Raw genomic sequence first — 26044 nt, 5'->3', positions numbered from 1 at the left:
ACGCGTGAGCCATTGATGGCATTTTGAATTGGTTGTAGTGTGGCTCACGCGTGAGATGTTCATAACGGAGTCATTGCCATGAAAAGTCGCTCCCCCACCGTTGCATCAGAGAGCCCACAGGGAGAGCGCTCGAAACCGTCCGCGAAAAAGCCGTCGAGCTTCTACATGAAGCAGATGCGCGCGGGCCTGGCTGCCGCCGGTTATGTGAAACACGAAACTTGGGTACTTCCGGAAAACCGAAGCTTGCTCAAGCAGATGGAGCAACAGCTACGCCAACCGATTCTGGCTGGCTCATTCATGTCGGAGAATTACATGAGCGCAGGCAACAACTGGAACATCGATAGCCTCTTCAACGCCCTCAAGGCACTGGACGAGGTGGCTTCGCAGGAGATCACGCTGTCTCTGATCCAGAGCTCCGAACCCAGCATCAAGCTGGAAATGAACGAATTCGGCGGTCTGCCGATTCACATCGCCGTGGCCGGTCAGCAGATCATCGTCGACACCGTGCTGGTGGACATCGATTCGATCACTGACGTGCGCGCCTTCAACGACGCCGTGTTGCGCAGCCGGGAAATGTTCCCGCTGTCGTCGATCGGTATCGAGTCGATGCCTAACGGCCAGACCGTTTACAACATGTTTGGCGCCCTCAGCGCCGACTCGAGCCTGACCAACGTCGTCACCGAGGTGAAAACCCTGGTCGACAACGTGCAGCGCGCGAGCGAAGCCTTCGAACACTTCTTCAAGTAATCAACAGGGAATATCCAATGACTCAGTCCATCTGGAGCAAGTTGTTCACCGCGCTGCGCGGCGGCGCCAATGAAGTCGGCGAAGCGATCGTCGACCAACAGGCCCTGCGCATCCTCGACCAGGAAATCCGCGACGCCGACACCGCGCTGTCGAATGCCCGCCGTGAGCTGGTCACCATCATGGCCAAGCACAAGCTGGCCGCTGATCGCGTGAGCGAGTACGACGCCAAGATCAAGGACCTGGAGGCCAAGGCGGTTTCCGCGCTGAACGCCGGCCGTGAAGACCTGGCGCTGGAAGTGGCCGAAGCGATTTCGACCCTGACCAACGACCTGACCGCCGAGAAAGCCCAGAGCGACGAGTTCGGCACCTACGCCGAAAACATGCGCAAGGACATCAGCAAGGCCGAGTCGCGGATCAAGAGCCTACGCCAGCAGGTGGACATGGCCAAGGCCCGTGAAAGCGTGCAAAAGGCGCAGGTCAGCGCGTCCATCGCCAGCGGCGGCGCCAATGGCAAGCTGGAAACCGCGGTGGGCACGCTGAACCGTCTGCAGGCCAAGCAGCAGCAACGCGCTGCCGAGCTGAGTGCCGCCGATGAACTGGCTGACGCTTCGACCGGCAATGACCTGGAACGCAAACTGCGCGACGCCGGCATCACGCCGAACGAAGGCAGCGCCAATGCGATCCTCGAGCGTCTGAAGCAGAAGTCCGCGCAGTAAGCGTTTGCACAAAACCTGTGGGAGCGGGCTTGCTCGCGAAAGCGGTGTGTCAGTCGGTACCTTAGCTGCCTGACACACCGCCTTCGCGAGCAAACCGCTCCCACATGGTTTACGGCGTGTCGTTCGTCGCCCGGCCCGGTACACTGGCGGCGTTTTTTACGACGAACACCTCCACCCGCCTCAAGGAATGTACCCATGGGATGGTTCAAAGATTTGCTGGGCACCAGCAACTGGCAGCCCGCTGCGCCCGCTCCGGTCGCCAGTGGCCCACTCGGGATGGCACAAGGCAAAGGCGTGCGATTCGATTCGACTCTGGCCTTGCTGCTCGATGGCAGCACCTCGGTGCAGGTTCCAGCGGCAGAGGCAATCTGGAGCGCCGGCTGGATCGACCTCGGCCAATCCAACAAGCTGCATCGCTACTACCTCAATAACGAAGACTTCTGGCTGCAGATCCACGTCACCGGTGACGACCAGATCGAGTCGGTCACCCTGTTCAACTACCTCAGCTACGTGACCGTCAACAGTGACGCCGAGCTGCAGCGCCTGGCCGGCCCCGAAAGCCCGATCGGCCTGCCGATCTATACCCACGACGGCGTCCAGTACAGCCGCGAATGGGGCACCGAACAAGGCCAGACCGAACTCGTACCGATGACCGAACATGTGGTCAACCCGGACGAGAGCTACACCATCGAACACCACTCCATGCTTTACGCGCGCGAGACCGGCCTGACCGATCGCCGCGAACTGCTGCTGTTCTCCGTCGAACAGGACGAGGAAGGCACCGTCAGCCTGAGTACCTCGCTGGGCATTTCGCTGTACACGACTGATTTGAGCACCATTTAAATAAGGAAGTTTTCCATGCTGGAAGTGCTGGCCGTTTCCCTGAACAAGACCGCACTGGTCGGTTTCGTCGTCTACCTGATCGGCGCCGTGCTGCTGTTCATGCTGTTTCAGTTCGTCTACACCCGCATCACGCCACACAAGGAGTTCGAGCTGATTCGCTCCGGCAACATCGCTGCCGCCATCGCTCTGGCGGGCGCGATCATCGGCTTCGCGATTCCGGCCAGCAACGTGATCGCGTTTTCGGTCAACGTTCTCGATTTCGTGCTGTGGGCGGTAATTGCTGCGGTGGTGCAGCTGCTGGCCTTCCTCGCCACGGGGCTGGTGCTCAAGGGCACGTCGCAGCGTATCGCCAACGGTGAAATCGCTTCGGGTATCTATGTGGCCGCAGTGGCCATCAGCGTCGGCATGCTTAACGCCGCGTGCATGACCCCGTCCAACTGATCGGCAGGAAGCCTTCGATGAAACGCAGCAAGTACGTTCAACTGTCCCTCGCCGCTTCGGTGGCGCTGGCGATTTCCGGCGAAGTTGCCGCGCAGGAGCAGCAACGCTTCCAATCTGTCGAGGAGTGCGTCGGCGCCGAAGTGGCCGCCGACGTCTGCTCCAACGCCTACGTCGCGGCATTGACCGAACATCGACGTATTGCGCCGGCCTACGACGACAAAGCCAAGTGCGATGCGGATTTTGCAGCCGACTGGTGCCAGAAGAATTCCGACGGTCGCTTCGTGCCGAAGCTCGGCGGTTTCAAGGTGCCGCAGAACGGCGAGGCGCCACAGGACCTGAATGCGCTTGCCAATGCGCAGATGCCTGCCGGTGAAGCCGCCGCCGCCCAGAACGTACAAAGCACTTCGCACTCGTCCGGCGGCGGCAACGGTTGGCTGACGGGCTGGCTGATCGGCAATGCGATGAGCAACAACGCCAATCGCACGGTCTATCGCGATCGCGATACGCGCCAGACCTACAACACCTCGGCGCAGTACCGCAAAATCGAGTCGGCGCCGGCAACTCGCACCGACACCCGCTACGACAACTCCCGAAGCAAACCGGTCAACGTCGCTTCGTCGACGTCCCGCGGCGGTTTCGGCAGCCAGTCTTCCGCCCGCAGCGGTTGGGGCGGCTGGGGCAGTTCGAGCAGCTGACCATGAAGAAAATCCACTGCGCCGAGCGCCCCGACTGGAAACAGACGGCCGAAAGCCTCGGTTTTCTGTTTCACACCATCGACGACGAGCCGTACTGGGACGAAAGCGCCTACTACCAGTTCACGCTCGCGCAGATTGAAAACGATCTGGAGGATCCGACCACCGAACTGCACGAGATGTGCATGGACCTGGTCGACCGCGTGGTGCACAGCGAAGAGCTGCTGGATCGCCTGAGCATCCCGGCGCCGTACTACGACATGATCCGCACGTCCTGGCTGGAAGGTCATCCGCATCTGTACGGGCGCATGGACTTTTCCTACAGCGGCAACGGCCCGGCAAAGCTGCTGGAACTCAACTACGACACGCCGACCAGCCTTTATGAGGCAGCGGCGTTTCAGTGGGGCTGGCTGGAGCAGTGCATCGAGCGCGGGATGCTGCCGCGCCATGCCGACCAGTTCAACAGCATCGATACCAAGCTGCACCAGGCGTTTGCCGAGTTGCAGCTCAAGCGGCCGTTCTACTTTGCGTCGATGAAAGACTCGGTCGAAGACAAGGGGACCACCGACTACTTGCGCCTGATCGCGGAAAAGGTCGGCATCGAATCCCGGCACATCGACATCGAAGACATCGGCCTGACCGCCGAGGGTTGCTTCGTCGACCTTGAGGATCGCTGGATCCCGCACCTGTTCAAGCTGCATGCCTGGGAATTTATTTTCCACGAGCCATTCGGTGCGGCAATCGCCGAAAGCGATACGCAGTTCTTCGAACCGGCGTGGAAGTCGATCCTGTCGAACAAAGGCGCGCTGCCTTTGCTGTGGGAGCTGCACAAGGGGCATCCGAATCTGCTCGCGGCGCACCTTGATACGAATCCGGCCAGTGCGGTGCCCAAGGGCTGGGTACGCAAACCGTACTTCTCCCGCGAAGGCGCCAACATTGAACTGCAAACGGCGGAAGGTCTGATCGTCAAAGAGGACGGGCCCTACACCGATGCGCCATTCATCCTGCAGGAATTTGCGCCATTGCCGAAGTTCGACGACAGCTACACGCTGATCGGCTCGTGGGTGATTGGTGATCAGGCGGCGGGGATCGGCGTGCGCGAAGACAACAGTCTGATCACCAAGGATTCAAGCCGGTTTCTGCCGCACCTGATCCTCGACTGAAACACACACCCGCTCCCACAGGAGATCAGTGGTAATCGCGGACCTTGCGCCACAAAAAAGGCCCGTCGCTTTGAACGACGGGCCTTTTTTATTCAGCGTGGATGCAGCAGCGAATCAGAACGGGATATCGTCATCGAAGCTGTCGAAATCCGGAGCTGGTTGCGGTGCAGCCTGCTGTGGAGCCGGGGCTGGACGCTGTTGCGGAGCCGACTGCTGCGGACGCGGAGCCTGTTGGCGTGGCGCCTGCTGCTGGTAGTTGTTGCCACCGCCTTGTTGGTCGCCCTGTTGTGGACGGCCGCCGAGCAGTTGCATGGTGCCTTGCATGTCGACCACGATTTCTGTGGTGTAACGCTTGATACCGTCTTTTTCCCACTCGCGGGTCTGCAGCTTGCCTTCGATGTACACCTGCGAACCTTTACGCAGGTACTCGCCGGCGATTTCCGCAACCTTGCCGAACATCGAAACACGGTGCCATTCGGTCTTCTCGACCTTTTGACCGGTTTGCTTGTCGGTCCACTGTTCGCTGGTTGCCAGACTCAGGTTGGTCACGGCGTTACCGTTAGGCAGGTAGCGAACTTCGGGATCCTGGCCGCAAGTGCCGACCAATATGACTTTGTTAACCCCACGGGCCATAACGTTCTCCTAGGCTTCGCAAGCAGCCCCGGCCGGGTTGTTCACCAGGCGTTCGAGGGTGTCGCGATCCACTAATTCTTTGTCCAGTTTGATGTAAACAGCCGCTTCATCAGCAACTATCACTGCATCTGTTACCCCTACGAGGGCCTTGAGGCGCTCGACCAGACCCGCTTCGCGGATCGCCTCGGGCGACAACGGCAAGCGCAGGCTCGTCACGTAGGGAGGTTCGCGCATGGTAACAGCAAAGGCCAGCCAGATGGCAGCCAGACCCGCACATCCAAGGAACACAACCGACAGACCGCCATGCTGAAACAGCCAGCCGCCAAGTATCCCGCCGAGCGCCGAACCGAGGAACTGGCTGGTGGAATACACGCCCATGGCCGTGCCCTTCCCGCCTGCCGGTGAAACCTTGCTGATCAGCGACGGCAACGAAGCTTCCAGCAGATTGAACGCGGTGAAGAACACCACCGTACCGATCACCAGAGCCCGCAAACTGTCACCGAACTGCCAGAAGAATAGCTCAGTGAACATCAGCGTCAGGACGGCGCCGAGCAAAATTCGTTTCATTTTGCGTTTCTTCTCGCCATAGATGATGAACGGGATCATGGCGAAGAAAGAGATCAGTAGCGCAGTCAGATAAACCCACCAGTGCTGCTCCTTGGGCAGCCCGGCCTTTTCCACCAGCGCCAGCGGCAGGGCGACGAAGCTCGACATCAGCATCGCGTGCAACACAAAAATGCCCAAGTCCAGGCGCAGCAGATCCGGATGTTTGAGCGTCGGCATCAAGGCCTGACGCGCCACGCCAGACTCTCGATGGCTCAGCGGCCCGGTGGATTTCGGCACCATGAACATCACGATGACGATCCCGAACAGGGCCATGCCGCCAGTGGCGAGGAACAGTCCGGACAGGCCGAACGCGCGGGTCAGCAACGGCCCGACCACCATGGCCACGGCGAACGACAGACCGATGGTCATGCCGATCATGGCCATGGCTTTGGTACGGTGTTGTTCACGGGTCAGGTCGGAAAGCAACGCCATCACCGCAGCGGAAATTGCCCCGGCGCCTTGCAGGATGCGTCCGGCGATCACGCCCCAGATCGAATCGGCCTGAGCCGCCAGCACACTGCCGAGGGCGAAGACCACCAGCCCGAGGAAAATCACCGGACGCCGGCCGATACGGTCGGAAATGATCCCGAACGGAATCTGGAAAATCGCCTGGGTCAGGCCGTAAGCGCCAATCGCCAGCCCGATCAGGGCCGGGGTCGCTCCCGCCAGGTCCATGCCGTAGGTCGCCAGTACCGGCAACACCATGAACATGCCAAGCATACGGAAGGCGAACACCAGGGCCAGACCGCTCGCTGCGCGGGTCTCGCTGCCACTCATGCGTTCGCTGTGGGGATCGTGCATGGAAAAACCTCGTGTGAACCGGCGGCGATTCTACCAGTCCCATCGAAAGACGGGGTATATCGCGACGCTATGACGCGTATAGATGAAACTCTCTTCATGCAAGGTAAAAAACCCTTCGTTTGATAGTGTGCATCCATCCAGTATTTGCCCGTATACTCCTACGTTTTCGACGCCCGCCGAGCGAGGCCACTTTGGACAAGATCCTGATACGTGGGGCCCGTACCCACAACCTGAAGAACATCGACCTGACCCTGCCACGGGACAAACTGATCGTCATCACCGGCCTGTCCGGATCCGGCAAGTCGTCCCTGGCCTTCGACACGCTGTACGCCGAAGGTCAGCGCCGCTATGTCGAATCCCTGTCGGCCTACGCCCGACAGTTCCTGTCGATGATGGAAAAACCCGACGTCGACACCATTGAAGGTTTGTCGCCGGCGATCTCCATCGAACAGAAGTCGACCTCGCACAATCCGCGTTCCACGGTCGGCACCATCACCGAAATCTACGACTACCTGCGTCTGCTGTATGCACGTGTCGGTACGCCGCGCTGCCCGGATCACGACATTCCGCTGGAAGCGCAGACCGTCAGCCAGATGGTCGACCTGGTGCTGGCACAACCGGAAGGCAGCAAACTGATGTTGCTGGCGCCGGTGATCCGCGAGCGCAAGGGCGAACATCTGTCGGTATTCGAAGAACTGCGCGCCCAGGGTTTCGTCCGCGCGCGGGTCAACGGCCGCATCTGCGAGCTCGATGAGCTGCCGAAACTGGATAAACAGAAGAAGCACTCGATCGATGTGATCGTCGACCGTTTCAAGGTCCGCGCCGACCTGCAGCAGCGTCTAGCCGAATCCTTCGAAACCGCACTGAAGCTGGCGGACGGCATTGCCTTGGTCGCGCCGATGGACGATGAGCCAAGTGAAGAGATGATCTTCTCCGCGCGCTTTGCCTGCCCGATCTGCGGCCATGCCATCAGCGAGCTTGAGCCGAAGCTATTCTCCTTCAACAACCCGGCCGGCGCCTGCCCGACCTGCGATGGCCTGGGCGTGAAGCAGTTCTTCGACATCAAGCGCCTGGTCAATGGTGAACTGACCCTGGCCGAGGGCGCGATCCGTGGCTGGGACCGGCGTAACGTCTATTACTTCCAGATGCTCGGCTCACTGGCCTCGCACTACAAGTTCAGTCTTGAGAAGCCGTTCAACGAGCTGACCGCCGAACAGCAGAAGCAAATCCTGCATGGCAGCGGCTCACAGAATGTCGACTTCAAATACCTCAACGACCGCGGCGACATCGTCAAACGTTCGCACCCGTTCGAAGGCATCGTGCCGAACCTTGAACGTCGCTACCGCGAAACCGAATCGGCCAGCGTGCGTGAAGAGCTGGCCAAGTTCCTCAGCACCCAGGCTTGCCCGGATTGCCGCGGCACCCGTCTGCGTCGTGAAGCGCGGCACGTCTGGGTGGGCGAGAAAACCCTGCCGGCGGTGACCAACCTGCCGATCGGCGATGCCTGCGAGTACTTCGGCGAGCTGAAGATGACCGGCCGTCGCGGCGAAATCGCCGACAAGATCCTTAAGGAAATCCGCGAGCGTCTGCAGTTCCTGGTCAACGTCGGCCTCGACTATCTATCGCTGGATCGCAGCGCCGACACCCTGTCCGGTGGCGAGGCGCAACGCATTCGTCTGGCGAGCCAGATCGGCGCCGGTCTGGTCGGGGTGCTGTATATCCTCGACGAACCGTCCATCGGCCTGCATCAGCGCGATAACGACCGGTTGCTCGGCACCCTCAAGCACCTGCGCGACATCGGCAACACGGTGATCGTGGTCGAACACGACGAAGACGCGATTCGTCTGGCCGACTATGTGGTGGATATCGGGCCGGGCGCCGGGGTGCACGGCGGGCAGATCGTGGCTGAAGGTACGCCGGCCGAAGTCATGGCGCACCCGGATTCCCTGACCGGTAAATACCTGTCGGGGCGGGTGAAGATCGAAGTGCCGGCCAAACGCACGCCGCGTAACAAGAAGCTGACGCTGTCGCTCAAGGGCGCGCGCGGCAACAACCTGCGCAACGTCGATCTGGAAATCCCGATCGGTCTGCTGACCTGCGTGACCGGCGTTTCCGGCTCGGGCAAATCGACGTTGATCAACAACACGCTGTTCCCGTTGAGCGCTACTGCACTCAATGGTGCGACCACGCTGGAAGCGGCCGCGCACGACAGCATCAAAGGCCTGGAACATCTCGACAAAGTCGTCGATATCGACCAAAGCCCGATCGGCCGTACGCCGCGCTCCAATCCGGCCACCTACACCGGGCTGTTCACACCGATCCGCGAACTGTTCGCCGGTGTACCCGAGTCGCGCTCCCGTGGTTACGGCCCGGGGCGTTTCTCGTTCAACGTCAAGGGCGGTCGCTGCGAGGCGTGCCAGGGCGACGGCCTTATCAAAGTGGAAATGCACTTCCTGCCGGACATTTACGTGCCGTGCGATGTGTGCAAGAGCAAGCGCTACAACCGCGAAACCCTCGAGATCAAATACAAGGGCAAGAGCATCCACGAAACCCTCGAGATGACCATCGAGGAGGCGCGGGAGTTCTTCGACGCGGTACCGGCGCTTGCACGCAAGCTACAGACGTTGATGGATGTGGGCCTGTCGTACATCAAGCTCGGGCAGTCGGCAACCACGCTGTCCGGTGGTGAGGCGCAACGGGTCAAGCTGTCACGCGAGCTGTCCAAGCGCGACACCGGCAAAACTCTGTATATCCTCGATGAGCCGACCACCGGCCTGCACTTTGCGGATATCCAGCAATTGCTCGACGTGCTGCATCGCTTGCGCGACCACGGCAATACCGTAGTGGTGATCGAGCACAACCTTGACGTGATCAAGACCGCCGACTGGCTGGTGGACCTGGGGCCGGAGGGCGGCTCCAAGGGTGGTCAGATCATCGCCACCGGTACGCCGGAGGAAGTGGCCGAGATGAAGCAATCTCACACCGGTCATTACCTCAAGCCATTGCTGATTCGCGATCGGGCTTGATCTCCGGGCATGAAAAAGCCCCTGTCACTTCAACCGTGACAGGGGCTTTTTTGTATCTGTGCAATCAGGTGTGAGATTGCAGGTAATTCTCGAGACCGATGAGTTTGATCAGGCCCAACTGCTTTTCCAGCCAGTAGGTGTGATCTTCTTCAGTGTCGTTGAGCTGAACACGCAGGATTTCGCGACTGACATAATCCTTGTGCTGCTCGCACAACTCAATGCCTTTGCACAGAGCGGCGCGGACTTTGTACTCGAGACGCAGATCTGCTTCGAGCATCTCCGGGACGGTGGTGCCGACGTCGAGATCGTCCGGGCGCATGCGCGGTGTGCCTTCGAGCATCAGGATCCGGCGCATCAGTGCGTCGGCGTGACCGGCCTCTTCTTCCATCTCGTGGTTGATTCGTTCGTAGAGCTTGGTGAAACCCCAGTCCTCATACATCCGCGAGTGAACAAAATATTGGTCACGCGCGGCCAGTTCGCCGGTCAGCAACGTGTTGAGGTAATCGATTACGTCTGGGTGGCCTTGCATCGCCCTACATCTCCCTGCTTGAAAGTCTGTAGTTTGAACCAAGCTGACCGGAAGGTCACCCCGTTTCGCGCAATAAAAGCGAAGATATTCTGAGAAAACCAGCCTAAATAACGCAAAAACCGCCCCAATGAGGGCGGTTCTGCTTCTCGTTTAGACTTCGTTAAGCTGTACGTCGAGCAGCTTTGCGATTGCTTCTCCATACGCCGGATCGGCCTTATAGAAATGCTGCAACTGACGATCAACCACATCAGGTGAAACCCCGCTCATGGCGCCGGCGATATTGCTGACCAGCAAGGCTTTCTGCTCGTCACTCATCAGACGGAACAGCGCACCGGCGTGGCTGTAGTAATCGGTGTCTTCGCGATGATCGTAACGGTCAGCAGCACCGCTCAATGCCAGTGCAGGCTCGGCGTAGTGCGGAGCTTGCTTCGGTGATTCAATGTAGCTGTTCGGTTCGTAGTTAGGTGCTGCACCACCATTGCTGCCGAAGGCCATCGAGCCGTCGCGCTGGTACGTATTCACCGGGCTGCGCGGCGCATTCACCGGTAATTGTTGGTGGTTTGTGCCCACGCGATAGCGGTGTGCATCGGCGTAGGCGAACACGCGGCCTTGCAGCATGCGATCCGGCGACAGACCGACACCTGGAACCATGTTGCTCGGACCGAATGCGGCTTGCTCGACCTCGGCAAAGTAGTTCAGCGGGTTGCGGTTCAGCTCCAGTTCGCCGACCTCGATCAGCGGAAACTCCTTTTGCGACCAGGTCTTGGTCACGTCGAACGGGTTCTCGTAGTGCGCTGCAGCCTGAGCCTCGGTCATGATCTGAATGCATACGCGCCATTTCGGGAAATCGCCACGCTCGATGGCTTCGAACAGATCACGCTGAGCGTAATCCGGATCGGTACCCGCCAGGCGCGCAGCATCGGCTGGTGCCAGGTTCTTGATGCCCTGCTTGGTTTTGTAGTGCCACTTCACCCAGTGACGCTCACCTTTGGCATTGATCAGGCTGTAGGTGTGGCTGCCGAAGCCGTGCATATGGCGATAGCCGTCGGGAATGCCACGATCCGAGAACAGAATGGTCACTTGATGCAGTGCTTCCGGCGAATGCGACCAGAAGTCCCACATCATCTGGGCGCTTTTCAGGTTGCTCTGCGGCAGACGTTTCTGCGTGTGGATAAAGTCGGGAAACTTCAGTGGATCACGAATGAAGAAAACAGGGGTGTTGTTGCCAACGATGTCCCAGTTGCCCTCTTCGGTGTAGAACTTGAGGGCGAACCCACGTGGATCACGTTCAGTGTCAGCCGAGCCACGTTCGCCGCCTACAGTGGAGAAGCGCAAGAACGTTGGCGTTTGCTTGCCCACGGCCTCAAACAGTTTGGCGCTGGTGTATTCGGTGATATCACGGGTCACGGTGAACGTACCGTAAGCACCCGAGCCCTTGGCGTGCACGCGGCGCTCAGGAATGTTTTCACGGTTGAAATGGGCAAGCTTCTCGATCAGATGAAAATCGTCGAGCAGCAGCGGGCCACGGGGGCCGGCGGAGCGAGAATTCTGGTTATCGGCGACAGGTGCGCCACTGGCGGTCGTAAGCGTTTTGATCTGGCTCATACGGTCTTCTTCCTCTGTCAGTCTTGAAACTGCCGGCTAATCGGCTTGCTGGGAAGTATTGATCATCGATGAGACACCTACAAATTCATTAACTTGCAGTCATCGATAGATAATTACTAATTATGTTTCCCTGCACATAGTGGCAACACAACAATGTCAGAAGCTTGTACGAACAGCGCATTTCTTGCGGGCACAAAAAACCGGGCACTAGGCCCGGTTTTTCGTTTCAGACTGACGTCTTACTCGGCGGATACAGCTTCGCCAGCAGTAGCACGATCAACCAACTCGACGTACGCCATAGGCGCGTTGTCGCCAGCGCGGAAGCCGCACTTGAGGATGCGCAGGTAGCCACCCTCACGGGTAGCGTAACGCTTGCCCAGGTCGTTGAAGAGCTTACCAACGATAGCTTTCGAACGAGTACGGTCGAAAGCCAGACGGCGGTTAGCCAGGCTGTCTGTCTTGGCCAGAGTGATCAGCGGCTCGGCAACGCGGCGCAGTTCTTTGGCTTTTGGCAGAGTAGTCTTGATCAGCTCGTGCTCGAACAACGACACCGCCATGTTCTGGAACATGGCCTTGCGGTGCGAGCTGGTGCGGCTCAGGTGACGCCCACTTTTACGATGACGCATGGTTCATTCCTTACCAAACACTACGTTCGGTGATTACGACGATCAGGCAGTCGCCTTGTCGTCCTTCTTAAGACTTGCAGGCGGCCAGTTGTCGAGGCGCATGCCGAGGGACAGACCGCGGGAGGCCAGAACGTCCTTGATTTCAGTCAAGGATTTCTTGCCCAGGTTCGGAGTCTTCAACAGCTCTACTTCGGTACGCTGAATCAGGTCGCCGATGTAGTAGATGTTTTCCGCCTTAAGGCAGTTAGCCGAACGTACAGTCAGTTCCAGATCGTCAACCGGGCGAAGCAGGATCGGATCGATCTCGTCTTCCTGCTCGACAACCACTGGCTCACTGTCACCTTTGAGGTCGACGAACGCAGCCAACTGCTGTTGCAGGATGGTTGCAGCGCGGCGGATAGCCTCTTCAGGATCCAGAGTACCGTTGGTTTCCAGATCAATAACCAGCTTGTCCAGGTTGGTACGCTGCTCGACACGGGCGTTTTCCACCACGTATGCGATACGGCGAACCGGGCTGAACGAAGAGTCGAGCTGCAAGCGACCAATGCTGCGGCTTTCGTCTTCATCGCTCTGACGCGAGTCGGCTGGTTCATAACCACGACCACGAGCTACGGTGAGCTTCATGTTCAGGGCGCCGTTAGACGCCAGGTTAGCGATTACGTGATCGGGGTTAACGATCTCGACATCATGATCCAGCTGAATATCGGCAGCGGTAACCACCCCCGAACCCTTCTTCGACAAGGTCAGCGTAACTTCGTCACGACCGTGCAGCTTGATGGCCAGACCTTTAAGGTTCAACAGGATTTCAATTACGTCTTCCTGTACACCTTCGATGGCGCTGTACTCGTGGAGCACACCGTCAATCTCGGCCTCGACTACTGCGCAGCCGGGCATTGAGGACAACAGGATGCGGCGCAGCGCGTTGCCCAGGGTGTGGCCAAAACCACGCTCGAGAGGCTCGAGAGTGATCTTGGCGCGGGTTGGACTGACAACCTGCACATCAATGTGGCGGGGTGTCAGGAACTCATTTACCGAAATCTGCATGGATGCACCTATTTTCTAGCCCTTACTTGGAGTAGAGCTCGACAATCAGGCTTTCGTTGATGTCGGCGGACAGATCACTGCGAGCAGGAACGTTCTTGAAAACGCCCGACTTCTTCTCAGTGTCTACTTCTACCCATTCTACGCGGCCACGTTGGGCACACAGATCGAGAGCTTGGACAATGCGAAGTTGGTTTTTTGCTTTCTCGCGAACTGCGACCACGTCACCAGCACGAACCTGATACGACGGAACGTTTACGGTCTGACCGTTAACGCTGATCGACTTGTGCGATACCAGCTGACGGGATTCGGCACGAGTCGAACCAAAGCCCATACGGTATACAACGTTGTCCAGACGGCATTCGAGCAGTTGCAGCAGGTTTTCACCGGTTGCACCTTTCTTGCCAGCAGCTTCTTTGTAGTAGCCGCTGAACTGACGCTCGAGAACGCCGTAGATACGACGGACCTTCTGCTTTTCACGCAGTTGGGTGCCGTAGTCGGACTGGCGACCGCGGCGTTGGCCGTGGATACCAGGTGCTGCTTCAATGTTGCACTTCGATTCGATCGCGCGCACGCCGCTCTTCAGGAAGAGATCGGTGCCTTCGCGACGAGCGAGTTTGCATTTTGGACCAATGTAACGAGCCATTCTTTACAATCTCCTGGATTACACGCGGCGCTTCTTCGGCGGACGGCACCCGTTGTGCGGGATTGGCGTCACGTCGGTGATGCTGGCGATCTTGTAGCCACAGCCGTTCAAAGCGCGGACTGCGGATTCACGACCTGGACCTGGACCCTTGACGTTAACGTCGAGGTTTTTCAGGCCGTATTCCAGCGCAGCTTGACCAGCACGCTCAGCAGCTACTTGAGCAGCGAACGGGGTGGACTTGCGGGAACCGCGGAAACCCGAACCACCGGAGGTAGCCCAGGAAAGAGCGTTACCTTGACGGTCGGTAATGGTCACGATGGTGTTGTTAAAAGAAGCATGGATGTGGGCGATGCCATCAACCACTGTCTTTTTAACTTTTTTACGAGGACGAGCAGCAGGTTTTGCCATGATTAAATTCCTGTCGATTCGCTGGGGCGATTACTTGCGGATCGGCTTACGCGGACCTTTACGGGTACGCGCGTTGGTCTTGGTACGCTGACCGCGTACTGGAAGACCGCGACGATGACGCAGACCGCGATAGCAACCGAGGTCCATCAAGCGCTTGATTTTCATGTTGATTTCGCGACGCAGGTCACCTTCAGTGGTGAACTTCGCCACTTCGCCACGCAGCTGTTCAATTTGCTCGTCGCTCAGATCTTTGATCTTTGCTGCTGGGTTTACCCCAGTGTCTGCACAGATTTTCTGCGCAGTAGTGCGACCGACACCATAGATGTAGGTCAGCGAGATAACAGTATGCTTGTTATCTGGAATGTTAACGCCTGCAATACGGGCCATTCAGTGGGACTCCAATTGACAGCTACCTACGCCCCGGAAGCCAAGAAATAGGGCGCGAGATAATATCGCTGTAATAACAAATAATCAACCCGGCAGCGCACTAGCTGCCGGGCTTGAAGCACAATCACACTCAGCCTTGGCGCTGTTTGTGACGCGGTTCCGCGCTGCAAATTACTCGAACAACACCTTCGCGGCGAATAATCTTGCAGTTACGGCACAGCTTTTTCACCGATGCACGAACTTTCATCACCAACTCCTCGAACCTTATGGGTACTCAGCGCAACATGCCGCTGCCGTAACCCTTCAGGTTGGCTTTCTTCATCAGGGATTCGTACTGGTGCGAAACGAGGTGCGATTGTACTTGGGACATGAAGTCCATCACAACCACGACCACGATCAGCAACGAGGTCCCGCCAAGGTAGAACGGAACGTTTGCTGCAACCACCAGGAATTGGGGCAACAGGCACACGGCCGTCATGTAAAGAGCACCGAACATGGTCAAGCGAGTCAGAACGCCATCAATATAGCGTGCAGACTGCTCACCTGGACGGATGCCCGGAATAAAGGCACCGGACTTCTTCAGGTTTTCCGCTACGTCTTTCGGATTGAACATCAACGCCGTATAGAAGAAGCAGAAGAAAATAATCCCTGCACTAAACAGCAGAATATTCAACGGCTGACCAGGAGCGATCGACTGCGAGATGTCCTGCAACCAGCCCATACCTTCAGACTGACCAAACCAGGCACCCAACGAAGCCGGGAACAGCAAAATGCTGCTCGCGAAAATAGCCGGAATAACACCGGCCATGTTCACCTTCAGCGGCAAGTGGCTTGTCTGCGCAGCAAAAACCTTGCGGCCCTGCTGACGCTTGGCGTAGTGAACAGCGATACGACGCTGGCCACGCTCAATGAACACCACGAAACCGATAATCGCTACTGCCAGCAAACCGATGGCAACCAAGGCGAAGATATTGATATCACCCTGACGCGCAGACTCGAAAGACTGCCCGATTGCTCTCGGAAGACCGGCGACGATACCCGAAAAAATCAACATCGAGATACCGTTGCCTACACCACGCTCAGTAATCTGCTCACCCAGCCACATCATGAACATCGCACCAGCCACAAAAGTGGATACCGCGACGAAATGGAAGCCAAAGTCACCAGTGAACGCAACGCCCTGCCCCGCCAGACCAATGGACATGCCAATAGCCTGAACGAGAGCGAGGACGACGGTGCCGTAGCGGGTGTACTGGCTGATCTTGCGACGGCCAGATTCACCTTCCTTCTTCAACTGCTCCAGCTGCGGGCTGACGGCGGTCATCAATTGCATGATGATCGATGCCGAAATGTACGGCATGATCCCCAGTGCAAAGATGCTCATCCGTTCCAGCGCGCCGCCGGAGAACATGTTGAACAAGCTAAGAATGGTCCCCTCATTCTGTCGAAACAGGTCTGCGAGTCGGTCCGGGTTGATACCTGGAACCGGGATGTGTGCGCCTATTCGGTAGACGATAATCGCCAGGAACAGAAAACGCAGACGAGCCCAGAGTTCAGACATACCGCCTTTGCCGAGCGCAGAGAGAGCACCTTGCTTAGCCATTTATTCCTCGAACTTGCCGCCAGCTGCTTCGATAGCCGCACGCGCACCTTTGGTGGCGCCGATTCCCTTGCCGATAGTGACAGCGCGAGTCACTTCACCGGACAGCATGATTTTCACACGCTGTACGTTGACGTTGATCACGTTGGCATCTTTCAGGGACTGCACGGTGACGATGTCGCCTTCCACTTTGGCCAGCTCGGACAGACGCACTTCTGCGCGGTCCATGGCTTTCAGGGAAACGAAACCGAACTTCGGCAGGCGACGATGCAGCGGCTGTTGACCGCCTTCAAAGCCTGGAGCAATAGTGCCACCGGAGCGGGAGGTTTGACCTTTGTGGCCACGGCCACCAGTCTTACCCAAACCGCTACCGATACCACGGCCCGGACGATGCTTTTCGCGACGGGAACCCGGCGCTGGACTCAGATCATTGAGTTTCATCGATTAACCCTCGACACGCAGCATGTAGTAAGCCTTGTTGATCATCCCGCGATTCTCGGGAGTATCCTGGACTTCTACAGTGTGACCGATGCGACGCAGACCCAGACCCTTAACGCACAGTTTGTGGTTAGGGATGCGGCCGGTCATGCTTTTGATCAGCGTAACTTTAACGGTAGCCATGATCAGAAGATCTCCTTGACAGTCAGACCACGCTTGGCAGCGATGGACTCAGGAGATTGCATGGCTTTCAGACCTTTGAAAGTGGCGTGAACCACGTTTACCGGGTTAGTCGAGCCGTAGCACTTGGCCAGAACGTTCTGAACGCCAGCAACTTCGAGGACAGCACGCATAGCGCCGCCAGCGATGATACCGGTACCTTCAGAAGCAGGCTGCATGTACACCTTCGAAGCGCCGTGAGCGGACTTCATTGCGTACTGCAGGGTAGTGCCGTTCAGGTCAACTTGAATCATGTTGCGGCGAGCAGCTTCCATTGCCTTCTGGATCGCAGCAGGCACTTCACGCGACTTGCCACGGCCGAAGCCAACACGCCCTTTACCATCACCAACCACGGTCAACGCGGTGAAAGTGAAGATACGGCCGCCTTTAACGGTTTTGGCTACGCGGTTAACTTGAACCAGCTTCTCAATGTAGCCTTCGTCGCGCTTTTGGTCGTTATTTGACATAACTTAGAACTCCAGCCCAGCTTCACGAGCAGCATCAGCCAGCGCTTTAACGCGGCCATGGTACTTGAAGCCAGAGCGGTCGAAAGCCACTTGCGAGACGCCAGCGGCCTTAGCACGCGTAGCGACCAGCTGGCCAACCTTTGTGGCCGCGTCGATGTTGCCAGTGGCGCCATCACGCAGTTCTTTATCCAAAGTCGAGGCGCTTGCCAGGACTTTGTTGCCGTCGGCCGAGATGACCTGGGCGTAGATGTGCTGCGACGAGCGGAACACGCAGAGACGCACGACTTCGAGTTCGTGCATTTTCAGGCGTGCTTTGCGAGCGCGACGCAGTCGAGTAACTTTTTTGTCGGTCATTTGCTATGCCCTACTTCTTCTTGGCTTCTTTACGACGGACGACTTCGTCCGCGTAGCGCACACCTTTGCCTTTGTACGGCTCTGGTGGACGGAAGTCGCGGATCTCAGCGGCCACTTGACCTACCAGCTGTTTATCGATGCCCTTGATCAGGATATCGGTCTGGCTAGGAGTCTCAGCGGTGATGCCTTGCGGCAGTTCGTAATCCACTGGGTGCGAGAAGCCAAGAGCCAGGTTCAGCACCTGACCTTTTGCTTGCGCTTTGTAACCAACACCGACCAGCTGGAGCTTGCGCTCGAAGCCTTGGCTTACGCCTTGGACCATGTTGTTTACCAACGCACGCGTGGTACCGGCCATTGCGCGAGTCTGTTGATCGCCATTGCGAGCAGCGAAACGCAGCTCACCGGCTTCTTCAACGATCTCAACGGACGAATGGATGTTCAGTTCAAGAGTACCCTTGGCACCCTTCACCGAAAGCTGTTGGCCTGCGAATTTTACTTCGACACCGGCTGGCAGCTTAACGGGGTTCTTAGCGACGCGAGACATGCTTATCCCCCCTTAGAACACAGTGCAAAGAACTTCGCCGCCGACACCGGCAGCGCGCGCAGCACGATCCGTCATCACACCTTTGTTGGTGGAGACGATAGACACGCCAAGACCGCCACGAACCTTCGGCAGATCTTCAACGGACTTGTACTGACGCAGGCCTGGACGACTAACGCGCTTCACTTCCTCGATGACCGGACGGCCTTCGAAGTATTTCAGCGAGATGGACAGCGACGGCTTAGCGTCGGTGGTGATCTGAAAATCCGCGATGTAACCTTCGTCCTTCAGGACTTTTGCTACAGCCACCTTCAACGTGGAAGACGGCATGCTTACGACAGACTTTTCAGCCATCTGGGCATTACGGATTCGAGTTAGCATGTCCGCTAACGGGTCCTGCATACTCATGGGCTAGACGCTCCTAATACAGAAAAATTAGCCTTGCGGCTACTACATGTCGCCGAGAAACTCCGGGCATGAAAAACACGGGCTCAGGCGAGCCGGTCATTCTAGACACACCCCAGAAATGAATCAAGCCCCAAAAGGGGCTTGATTCAGATTCAAGGCCACCGATGGTCAGGTTCTTGCGAACCCGACCATCAAGGCTTTGACAGCGATTACCAGCTGGCTTTAACCAGACCTGGAACGTCACCACGCATTGCCGCTTCACGCAGTTTGTTACGGCCCAGGCCGAACTTGCGGTAAACGCCGTGCGGACGACCAGTCAGGCGGCAACGGTTACGCATGCGCGAAGCGCTTGCGTCACGTGGTTGCTTCTGCAGAGCTACGGTAGCTTCCCAACGCGCTTCTGGACTTGCGTTCAGATCAACGATGATAGCTTTCAGCGCTGCACGCTTGGTGGCGTACTTGGCAACAGTGAGCTGACGCTTCAGCTCACGGTTTTTCATGCTCTTCTTGGCCATTTTCCTACTCCAATCAGTTGCGGAACGGGAATTTGAAAGCACGCAGCAGAGCGCGGCCTTCATCATCGTTCTTGGCAGTGGTGGTCAGGGTAATGTCCAGACCGCGGAGAGCATCGATCTTGTCGTAGTCGATTTCCGGGAAAATGATCTGCTCTTTCACGCCCATGCTGTAGTTGCCACGACCATCGAAGGACTTGGCATTCAGGCCGCGGAAGTCGCGAACCCGAGGCAGGGAGATCGACAGCAGACGATCCAGGAACTCGTACATACGCTCACGGCGCAGAGTCACTTTGACGCCGATCGGCCATCCTTCACGGACTTTAAAGCCAGCGATGGATTTACGAGCGTAGGTCACAACGACTTTTTGGCCGGTGATCTTTTCCAGGTCAGCAACAGCGTGCTCGATGACTTTTTTGTCGCCGATCGCTTCGCCCAGACCCATGTTCAGGGTGATTTTGGTAACGCGCGGAACTTCCATCACGTTCGAAAGCTTAAGTTCTTCCTTAAGTTTCGGAGCGATTTCCTTCCGGTAAATCTCTTTTAGTCGTGCCATGGTCTTCTACCTAGCAGTGTTCAAGCATCAACCGCTTTTTGGGTCGACTTGAAGACACGAATTTTCTTACCGTCTTCTACTTTGAAACCAACGCGGTCAGCCTTGTTGGTTTCGCCGTTGAAGATGGCGACGTTGGAAGCGTGCAGTGGCGCTTCTTTCTCGACGATACCGCCCTGTACGCCCGACATCGGGTTAGGCTTGGTATGACGCTTGACCAGGTTCAGACCACCAACAACCAGACGGTTGTCAGCAAGAACCTTCAGCACCTTACCGCGCTTACCTTTGTCTTTGCCGGCGATCACGATGATCTCGTCGTCACGACGAATCTTTTGCATGTCGGATCTCCTTACAGCACTTCTGGGGCGAGCGAGACGATCTTCATGAACTTCTCAGTACGAAGTTCACGGGTCACTGGCCCAAAGATACGGGTGCCGATCGGCTCTTGCTTGTTGTTCAGAAGAACAGCAGCGTTGCCATCAAAGCGGATAATGGAGCCATCAGCACGACGTACGCCGTGACGAGTGCGGACTACAACAGCAGTCATCACTTGGCCTTTTTTCACTTTACCGCGAGGAATTGCTTCCTTGACGGTAACTTTGATGATGTCACCGATACCAGCGTAACGACGATGGGAGCCACCCAGCACCTTGATGCACATAACGCGGCGAGCGCCGCTGTTATCGGCCACATCGAGCATGGATTGAGTCTGAATCATATAATTTCTCCGACCCCTAGCCCTTAGACTTCCACAGCGCGTTCGAGAACATCAACCAGCGCCCAAGACTTGGTCTTGGCCATCGGACGAGTTTCACGAATAGTGACTTTGTCGCCGATGTGGCACTGATTGGTTTCGTCGTGCGCGTGCAGCTTAGTCGAACGCTTAACGTATTTACCGTAGATCGGGTGCTTAACGCGACGCTCGATCAGAACGGTGATGGTTTTGTCCATCTTGTCGCTGACAACACGGCCAGTCAGCGTACGGACAGTTTTTTCGGCTTCAGCCATGATCACTTACCTGCCTGCTGGTTGAGCACAGTCTTCACGCGAGCGATGTCACGCTTAACTTGCGAGAGCAGATGAGACTGCCCCAACTGGCCAGTTGCTTTCTGCATACGCAGATTGAACTGGTCGCGCAGCAAGCCGAGCAGTTGCTCGTTCAGCTGCTGTGCGGATTTTTCACGAAGTTCATTCGCTTTCATCACATCACCGTCCGTTTAACAAAGGAGGTGGCGAGCGGCAGCTTTGCAGCAGCCAGGGCGAAAGCCTCACGCGCCAGCTCTTCAGAAACACCCTCGATTTCATACAGGACTTTGCCTGGCTGAATCTGGGCAACCCAGTACTCCACGTTACCCTTACCTTTACCCATACGAACCTCGAGAGGTTTCTTGGAGATCGGCTTGTCCGGGAATACACGGATCCAGATCTTGCCACCACGTTTTACGTGACGGGTCAGAGCACGACGCGCTGACTCGATCTGACGAGCGGTGAGACGACCACGAGCAACAGACTTCAGCGCGAACTCGCCGAAGCTGACTTTGCTACCGCGCAGTGCCAGACCACGGTTGTGGCCGGTCATCTGCTTGCGGAACTTCGTACGCTTTGGTTGCAACATTTGGCGTACCCCTTACTTAGCAGCTTTTTTACGAGGCGCTGGTGCTTGTGGTTTCAGCTCTTCTTGGCGACCACCAATTACTTCGCCCTTGAAGATCCAAACCTTTACACCGATCACACCGTAGGTGGTGTGAGCTTCGTAGTTGGCATAGTCGATGTCGGCACGCAGGGTGTGCAGTGGCACACGACCTTCGCGATACCATTCAGTACGTGCGATTTCAGCACCGCCGAGACGACCGCTCACTTGGATTTTGATGCCTTTGGCACCAATGCGCATGGCGTTCTGTACTGCGCGCTTCATAGCGCGACGGAACATTACACGACGCTCCAGCTGCTGAGCTACGCTCTGCGCAACCAGCATACCGTCGAGCTCCGGCTTGCGGATCTCTTCGATATTGATGTGCACAGGCACACCCATTTGCTTGGTCAGGTCCTGACGCAGTTTCTCAACATCTTCACCTTTCTTCCCGATAACGATACCTGGACGAGCGGTGTGGATGGTGATGCGTGCAGTTTGGGCCGGACGATGGATATCGATACGGCTTACGGACGCGCTTTTTAGTTTGTCTTGGAGATACTCACGCACTTTCAGATCTGCGAACAAGTAGTCCGCATAAGTCCGACCGTCTGCGTACCAGACGGAGGTGTGCTCCTTGACGATTCCCAGGCGAATGCCAATGGGATGTACTTTCTGACCCATCTCTTCGACTCCGTTACTTGTCAGCAACCTTGACAGTGATATGGCAAGACCGCTTGACGATGCGATCAGCACGGCCTTTGGCACGTGGCATGATGCGCTTCAGCGAACGCCCTTCGTTGACGAAAACGGTGCTGACCTTCAGGTCATCAACGTCTGCGCCTTCGTTATGCTCGGCGTTGGCTACGGCCGACTCCAGCACTTTCTTCATGATCTCGGCGGCTTTCTTACTGCTGAAAGCCAACAGGTTGAGCGCTTCGCCCACCTTCTTCCCGCGGATCTGGTCGGCGACCAAGCGGGCTTTCTGGGCGGAGATTCGAGCGCCCGACAACTTAGCGGCTACTTCCATTTCCTTACCCCTTAACGCTTGGCTTTCTTGTCAGCCACGTGCCCACGATAAGTGCGGGTACCGGCGAACTCGCCCAGTTTATGGCCAACCATGTCTTCGTTCACGAGAACTGGGACGTGCTGACGGCCGTTGTGTACTGCGATGGTCAGACCGACCATTTGTGGCAGGATCATCGAACGACGCGACCAAGTCTTAATTGGTTTGCGATCGTTCTTTTCCGCCGCCACTTCGATCTTCTTCAGTAGGTGAAGATCAATAAAAGGACCTTTTTTCAGAGAACGTGGCACTGTCGTATCCCTCTATTTACTTGCGACGACGGACGATCATTTTGTCGGTACGCTTATTACCACGAGTCTTCGCGCCCTTAGTCGGGAAGCCCCATGGCGATACCGGATGACGACCACCAGAGGTACGACCTTCACCACCACCATGTGGGTGGTCAACCGGGTTCATGGCAACACCACGAACGGTTGGGCGAACGCCACGCCAGCGTTTGGCACCAGCTTTACCCAGCGAACGCAGGCTGTGCTCGGAGTTCGAGACTTCGCCCAGGGTCGCACGGCATTCAGCCAGGACTTTACGCATTTCACCGGAACGCAGACGCAGGGTAACGTACACGCCTTCACGAGCGATCAGCTGAGCCGAAGCACCAGCGGAACGAGCGATCTGCGCGCCTTTACCTGGCTTCAGTTCGATGCCGTGTACGGTAGAACCGACTGGAATGTTGCGCAGTTGCAGAGCGTTGCCTGGCTTGATTGGAGCCAGAGCGCCTGCGATCAGTTGGTCGCCAGCACTCACGCCTTTAGGGGCGATGATGTAGCGACGCTCGCCGTCTGCGTAGCAGAGCAGTGCGATGTGAGCAGTACGGTTTGGATCGTATTCGATACGCTCGACAGTGGCGACGATGCCATCTTTGTCGTTGCGACGGAAATCGACCATACGGTAATGCTGCTTATGACCACCACCGATGTGACGAGTGGTAATACGGCCATTGTTGTTACGACCACCAGTCTTCGATTTTTTCTCGAGCAGCGGTGCGTGAGGAGCGCCTTTATGCAGCTCCTGGTTGACCACCTTGACCACAAAACGGCGGCCAGGGGAAGTCGGTTTGCATTTAACGATTGCCATGATGCACCCCTTCCTTACTCAGCACTGCTGCTGAAATCGAGATCTTGGCCTGGCTGAAGGGAGATAACTGCCTTCTTCCAGTCATTACGCTTGCCCAGACCGCGAGCAGTGCGCTTGCTCTTACCCAGAACGTTCAGGGTAGTGACGCGCTCTACTTTCACGCTGAACAGGCTTTCGACGGCCTTCTTGATTTCCAGCTTGGTTGCATCAGTAGCAACCTTGAAAACGAACTGGCCTTTCTTGTCTGCCAGAACCGTAGCCTTCTCGGAAACGTGCGGGCCAAGCAGAACTTTAAATACGCGTTCCTGGTTCATCCCAGCAGCTCCTCGAATTTCTTCACGGCCGACACGGTGATCAACACCTTGTCGTATGCGATCAGACTAACTGGATCGGAACCTTGCACGTCACGTACATCTACGTGTGGCAGGTTACGAGCAGCCAGGTACAGGTTCTGATCAACAGCGTCCGACACGATGAGAACATCGGTCAGGCTCATGTTGTTCAGCTTGCCCAGCAGATCTTTGGTTTTCGGAGTTTCAACAGCGAAATCCTGAACCACGACCAGACGATCAGTACGCACCAGCTCAGCAAGGATGGAACGCATTGCTGCGCGATACATCTTCTTGTTCAGCTTCTGGGAGTGATCCTGTGGACGAGCTGCGAAAGTGGTACCGCCGCCACGCCAGATTGGGCTACGGATAGTACCGGCACGAGCACGGCCAGTACCTTTCTGACGCCATGGGCGCTTACCGCCACCACGAACGTCGGAACGGGTCTTTTGCTGCTTGCTACCTTGACGGCCGCCGGCCATGTAGGCCACGACTGCTTGGTGAACCAGCGTCTCGTTGAACTCGCCGCCAAATGTCAGTTCGGAAACTTCGATCGCTTGAGCGTCATTTACATTTAATTGCATGTCAGCTTCCCCTTAACCGCGAGCCTTGGCTGCTGGACGTACAACCAGGTTGCCGCCAGTAGCGCCAGGAACAGCGCCCTTGACCAACAACAGATTGCGTTCAGCGTCCACGCGCACTACTTCCAGGGACTGCACGGTCACGCGCTCAGCGCCCATATGACCGGACATTTTTTTGCCCTTGAATACACGACCAGGAGTCTGGCACTGGCCGATAGAGCCTGGGACGCGGTGGGATACGGAGTTACCGTGGGTGTTATCTTGCCCGCGGAAATTCCAACGCTTGATCGTACCCTGGAAGCCTTTACCCTTGGACTGACCGGTTACATCAACCAGTTGACCAGCGGCGAAGATTTCAGCGTTGATCAGATCGCCAGCCTGGTACTCGCCTTCTTCAAGACGGAATTCCATGGTGGTACGACCAGCGGCAACGTTCGCTTTAGCGAAGTGACCAGCTTGAGCTGCTGTTACACGCGAAGCACGACGCTCGCCGACAGTGACTTGCACTGCACGATAGCCATCGGTCTCTTCAGTTTTGAACTGGGTGACGCGATTCGGCTCGATCTCAATGACCGTGACCGGAATGGAGACACCTTCTTCGGTGAAAATACGGGTCATACCGCATTTACGACCGACTACACCAATAGTCATGTTGTAAACCTCATGAGTGTACGGGGCTTTCACCCGCTATGGCCGCCCATTTCAGAGCGTTACACGACCAAGACCGAGTCTTAGCCGAGGCTGATCTGCACTTCCACACCGGCCGCAAGATCAAGCTTCATAAGAGCATCAACGGTTTTATCCGTTGGCTGGACGATGTCCAGAACGCGCTTATGAGTGCGGATTTCGTACTGGTCACGCGCGTCTTTGTTGACGTGCGGGGAAACCAGAACGGTGAACCGCTCTTTACGGGTAGGCAGTGGAATTGGACCACGCACTTGAGCACCAGTACGTTTCGCGGTTTCCACGATTTCCTGGGTTGATTGGTCGATCAGGCGATGGTCGAAAGCCTTCAACCTGATACGGATTTGCTGATTTTGCATTGGATTTCAGACTCCGGCTGCTATTCCCACCGGGCGCAATACGCCCGTTAAAAGGAGGCGCAATTCTATAGACGCCCCAGATAGGTGTCAACCCAATAAAAAAGCCCCCGCTGAGCGGGGGCTTTTTCAATTCATCAAGCAGACTCTATAAAAGAGAATTACTCGATGATTTTGGCTACGACGCCAGCGCCGACGGTACGACCGCCTTCACGGATAGCGAAACGCAGACCATCTTCCATCGCGATGGTTTTGATCAGGGTAACAGTCATCTGAATGTTGTCACCTGGCATTACCATTTCAA

Annotated in this window: 39 protein-coding genes and 1 pseudogene; 7 read left to right on the top strand and 33 right to left on the bottom strand. The window is 56.9% G+C overall.

What is annotated here, in order from left to right:
• Positions 1-165 precede the first annotated feature (165 nt).
• The 6 genes from QMX91_RS11120 (at position 166) to QMX91_RS11095 (ending at position 4602) form a co-directional block, all read left to right on the top strand.
• Entirely contained in the window at positions 166-747 is a 582-nt protein-coding gene (locus QMX91_RS11120) for a YjfI family protein (protein WP_227698851.1), read from the top strand.
• A 17-nt stretch (positions 748-764) separates the two neighbouring features.
• The gene (locus QMX91_RS11115) at positions 765-1463 is read left to right on the top strand and encodes a PspA/IM30 family protein (protein ID WP_223007271.1); all 699 of its coding nucleotides are present in this window, start codon (positions 765-767) and stop codon (positions 1461-1463) included.
• A gap of 195 nt (positions 1464-1658) precedes the next feature.
• Positions 1659-2306, top strand: coding sequence for a DUF2491 family protein (locus tag QMX91_RS11110; RefSeq protein ID WP_223007272.1), 648 nt, complete (start codon positions 1659-1661; stop codon positions 2304-2306).
• Positions 2307-2321: 15 nt separating this feature from the next.
• Positions 2322-2747 (top strand): DUF350 domain-containing protein, encoded by a 426-nt coding sequence (locus QMX91_RS11105; protein ID WP_027614247.1) that lies wholly within the window; start codon positions 2322-2324, stop codon positions 2745-2747.
• A 17-nt stretch (positions 2748-2764) separates the two neighbouring features.
• On the top strand, positions 2765-3442 hold the full coding sequence (locus QMX91_RS11100) for a DUF1190 domain-containing protein (protein WP_282412708.1): 678 nt from the start codon (positions 2765-2767) through the stop codon (positions 3440-3442).
• Between the two features lie 2 nt (positions 3443-3444).
• Entirely contained in the window at positions 3445-4602 is a 1158-nt protein-coding gene (locus tag QMX91_RS11095; protein ID WP_282412707.1) for a glutathionylspermidine synthase family protein, read from the top strand.
• A 114-nt stretch (positions 4603-4716) separates the two neighbouring features.
• Here the strand turns inward: QMX91_RS11095 and QMX91_RS11090 are convergent, their stop codons facing one another.
• On the bottom strand, positions 4717-5235 hold the full coding sequence (locus QMX91_RS11090; RefSeq protein WP_007966163.1) for a single-stranded DNA-binding protein: 519 nt from the start codon (positions 5233-5235) through the stop codon (positions 4717-4719).
• A 9-nt stretch (positions 5236-5244) separates the two neighbouring features.
• A complete protein-coding gene (locus tag QMX91_RS11085; RefSeq protein WP_139055401.1) occupies positions 5245-6642 on the bottom strand; it encodes an MFS transporter in 1398 nt (465 codons plus the stop codon).
• Positions 6643-6833: 191 nt separating this feature from the next.
• Between QMX91_RS11085 and uvrA the strand changes: the two genes are divergently transcribed.
• Positions 6834-9668: an excinuclease ABC subunit UvrA gene (gene uvrA, locus QMX91_RS11080; protein WP_098965862.1), complete on the top strand. Its 2835-nt coding sequence runs from the start codon at positions 6834-6836 to the stop codon at positions 9666-9668.
• Between the two features lie 64 nt (positions 9669-9732).
• Here uvrA and bfr read toward each other — a convergent pair whose 3' ends face one another.
• The 31 genes and pseudogenes from bfr to QMX91_RS10925 form a co-directional block, all read right to left on the bottom strand.
• On the bottom strand, positions 9733-10197 hold the full coding sequence (gene bfr / locus QMX91_RS11075; protein WP_003228714.1) for a bacterioferritin: 465 nt from the start codon (positions 10195-10197) through the stop codon (positions 9733-9735).
• A gap of 150 nt (positions 10198-10347) precedes the next feature.
• Positions 10348-11802: a catalase gene (locus tag QMX91_RS11070; RefSeq protein WP_027614253.1), complete on the bottom strand. Its 1455-nt coding sequence runs from the start codon at positions 11800-11802 to the stop codon at positions 10348-10350.
• A 239-nt stretch (positions 11803-12041) separates the two neighbouring features.
• Positions 12042-12428, bottom strand: a complete 387-nt coding sequence (gene rplQ, locus QMX91_RS11065; protein WP_003176402.1) for a 50S ribosomal protein L17 — start codon at positions 12426-12428, stop codon at positions 12042-12044.
• Between the two features lie 42 nt (positions 12429-12470).
• Entirely contained in the window at positions 12471-13472 is a 1002-nt protein-coding gene (rpoA, locus tag QMX91_RS11060) for a DNA-directed RNA polymerase subunit alpha (protein ID WP_003186012.1), read from the bottom strand.
• Positions 13473-13494: 22 nt separating this feature from the next.
• A complete protein-coding gene (gene rpsD, locus QMX91_RS11055) occupies positions 13495-14115 on the bottom strand; it encodes a 30S ribosomal protein S4 (protein WP_003176404.1) in 621 nt (206 codons plus the stop codon).
• Between the two features lie 18 nt (positions 14116-14133).
• On the bottom strand, positions 14134-14523 hold the full coding sequence (gene rpsK, locus QMX91_RS11050) for a 30S ribosomal protein S11 (RefSeq protein WP_002555466.1): 390 nt from the start codon (positions 14521-14523) through the stop codon (positions 14134-14136).
• A gap of 30 nt (positions 14524-14553) precedes the next feature.
• Positions 14554-14910, bottom strand: coding sequence for a 30S ribosomal protein S13 (gene rpsM / locus QMX91_RS11045; RefSeq protein WP_008374135.1), 357 nt, complete (start codon positions 14908-14910; stop codon positions 14554-14556).
• A 130-nt stretch (positions 14911-15040) separates the two neighbouring features.
• Positions 15041-15157 (bottom strand): 50S ribosomal protein L36, encoded by a 117-nt coding sequence (rpmJ, locus tag QMX91_RS11040; RefSeq protein ID WP_002555468.1) that lies wholly within the window; start codon positions 15155-15157, stop codon positions 15041-15043.
• Between the two features lie 27 nt (positions 15158-15184).
• On the bottom strand, positions 15185-16513 hold the full coding sequence (secY, locus tag QMX91_RS11035; protein WP_282412706.1) for a preprotein translocase subunit SecY: 1329 nt from the start codon (positions 16511-16513) through the stop codon (positions 15185-15187).
• Entirely contained in the window at positions 16514-16951 is a 438-nt protein-coding gene (rplO, locus tag QMX91_RS11030; protein WP_003228720.1) for a 50S ribosomal protein L15, read from the bottom strand.
• A gap of 3 nt (positions 16952-16954) precedes the next feature.
• Positions 16955-17131 carry a 50S ribosomal protein L30 gene (gene rpmD, locus QMX91_RS11025; protein WP_003176408.1) on the bottom strand — a complete coding sequence of 59 codons (177 nt, stop codon included), beginning with the start codon at positions 17129-17131 and terminating at the stop codon, positions 16955-16957.
• 2 nt (positions 17132-17133) lie between these two features.
• A complete protein-coding gene (gene rpsE / locus QMX91_RS11020; RefSeq protein WP_003176409.1) occupies positions 17134-17634 on the bottom strand; it encodes a 30S ribosomal protein S5 in 501 nt (166 codons plus the stop codon).
• A gap of 3 nt (positions 17635-17637) precedes the next feature.
• Entirely contained in the window at positions 17638-17988 is a 351-nt protein-coding gene (gene rplR, locus QMX91_RS11015) for a 50S ribosomal protein L18 (RefSeq protein ID WP_003186037.1), read from the bottom strand.
• 10 nt (positions 17989-17998) lie between these two features.
• Complete coding sequence (gene rplF / locus QMX91_RS11010) at positions 17999-18532, bottom strand: 50S ribosomal protein L6 (protein WP_007966176.1); 534 nt, start codon at positions 18530-18532, stop codon at positions 17999-18001.
• 12 nt (positions 18533-18544) lie between these two features.
• Positions 18545-18937, bottom strand: a complete 393-nt coding sequence (gene rpsH, locus QMX91_RS11005; RefSeq protein ID WP_007966178.1) for a 30S ribosomal protein S8 — start codon at positions 18935-18937, stop codon at positions 18545-18547.
• Positions 18938-19146: 209 nt separating this feature from the next.
• Complete coding sequence (rpsN, locus tag QMX91_RS11000) at positions 19147-19452, bottom strand: 30S ribosomal protein S14 (RefSeq protein ID WP_003228726.1); 306 nt, start codon at positions 19450-19452, stop codon at positions 19147-19149.
• Between the two features lie 13 nt (positions 19453-19465).
• Positions 19466-20005 carry a 50S ribosomal protein L5 gene (gene rplE / locus QMX91_RS10995; protein ID WP_003210069.1) on the bottom strand — a complete coding sequence of 180 codons (540 nt, stop codon included), beginning with the start codon at positions 20003-20005 and terminating at the stop codon, positions 19466-19468.
• 20 nt (positions 20006-20025) lie between these two features.
• Entirely contained in the window at positions 20026-20340 is a 315-nt protein-coding gene (gene rplX, locus QMX91_RS10990) for a 50S ribosomal protein L24 (protein ID WP_003186046.1), read from the bottom strand.
• Between the two features lie 11 nt (positions 20341-20351).
• Positions 20352-20720 carry a 50S ribosomal protein L14 gene (gene rplN / locus QMX91_RS10985; RefSeq protein ID WP_002555479.1) on the bottom strand — a complete coding sequence of 123 codons (369 nt, stop codon included), beginning with the start codon at positions 20718-20720 and terminating at the stop codon, positions 20352-20354.
• Between the two features lie 23 nt (positions 20721-20743).
• A complete protein-coding gene (gene rpsQ / locus QMX91_RS10980) occupies positions 20744-21010 on the bottom strand; it encodes a 30S ribosomal protein S17 (RefSeq protein ID WP_003194644.1) in 267 nt (88 codons plus the stop codon).
• 2 nt (positions 21011-21012) lie between these two features.
• Positions 21013-21204: a 50S ribosomal protein L29 gene (gene rpmC / locus QMX91_RS10975; protein ID WP_002555481.1), complete on the bottom strand. Its 192-nt coding sequence runs from the start codon at positions 21202-21204 to the stop codon at positions 21013-21015.
• On the bottom strand, positions 21204-21617 hold the full coding sequence (rplP, locus tag QMX91_RS10970; protein WP_003228729.1) for a 50S ribosomal protein L16: 414 nt from the start codon (positions 21615-21617) through the stop codon (positions 21204-21206). The genes rpmC and rplP overlap by 1 nt, the downstream gene beginning before the upstream one ends.
• Before the next feature lie 12 nt (positions 21618-21629).
• Positions 21630-22316: a 30S ribosomal protein S3 gene (gene rpsC / locus QMX91_RS10965; RefSeq protein WP_003176422.1), complete on the bottom strand. Its 687-nt coding sequence runs from the start codon at positions 22314-22316 to the stop codon at positions 21630-21632.
• A gap of 13 nt (positions 22317-22329) precedes the next feature.
• Positions 22330-22662: a 50S ribosomal protein L22 gene (gene rplV / locus QMX91_RS10960; protein WP_003103908.1), complete on the bottom strand. Its 333-nt coding sequence runs from the start codon at positions 22660-22662 to the stop codon at positions 22330-22332.
• Positions 22663-22673: 11 nt separating this feature from the next.
• Entirely contained in the window at positions 22674-22949 is a 276-nt protein-coding gene (gene rpsS, locus QMX91_RS10955) for a 30S ribosomal protein S19 (RefSeq protein WP_003228731.1), read from the bottom strand.
• A 16-nt stretch (positions 22950-22965) separates the two neighbouring features.
• A complete protein-coding gene (rplB, locus tag QMX91_RS10950; RefSeq protein ID WP_003228734.1) occupies positions 22966-23790 on the bottom strand; it encodes a 50S ribosomal protein L2 in 825 nt (274 codons plus the stop codon).
• A 14-nt stretch (positions 23791-23804) separates the two neighbouring features.
• Positions 23805-24104, bottom strand: a complete 300-nt coding sequence (rplW, locus tag QMX91_RS10945) for a 50S ribosomal protein L23 (RefSeq protein ID WP_002555488.1) — start codon at positions 24102-24104, stop codon at positions 23805-23807.
• Positions 24101-24703 (bottom strand): 50S ribosomal protein L4, encoded by a 603-nt coding sequence (gene rplD, locus QMX91_RS10940; RefSeq protein ID WP_003228735.1) that lies wholly within the window; start codon positions 24701-24703, stop codon positions 24101-24103. Before rplD ends, rplW begins: the two co-directional genes overlap by 4 nt.
• Positions 24704-24715: 12 nt before the next feature.
• Entirely contained in the window at positions 24716-25351 is a 636-nt protein-coding gene (rplC, locus tag QMX91_RS10935; RefSeq protein ID WP_003228738.1) for a 50S ribosomal protein L3, read from the bottom strand.
• A gap of 80 nt (positions 25352-25431) precedes the next feature.
• Positions 25432-25743, bottom strand: coding sequence for a 30S ribosomal protein S10 (gene rpsJ / locus QMX91_RS10930; protein ID WP_003186070.1), 312 nt, complete (start codon positions 25741-25743; stop codon positions 25432-25434).
• Between the two features lie 158 nt (positions 25744-25901).
• Positions 25902-26044 (bottom strand): annotated as a pseudogene (locus tag QMX91_RS10925) (elongation factor Tu); the annotation flags it as partial.

It is taken from the genome of Pseudomonas sp. PS01299 (assembly GCF_029960145.1).
Classification (GTDB): Bacteria; Pseudomonadota; Gammaproteobacteria; order Pseudomonadales; family Pseudomonadaceae; genus Aquipseudomonas; species Aquipseudomonas putida_A.
This window is presented reverse-complemented; position numbering and strand designations above follow the sequence as displayed.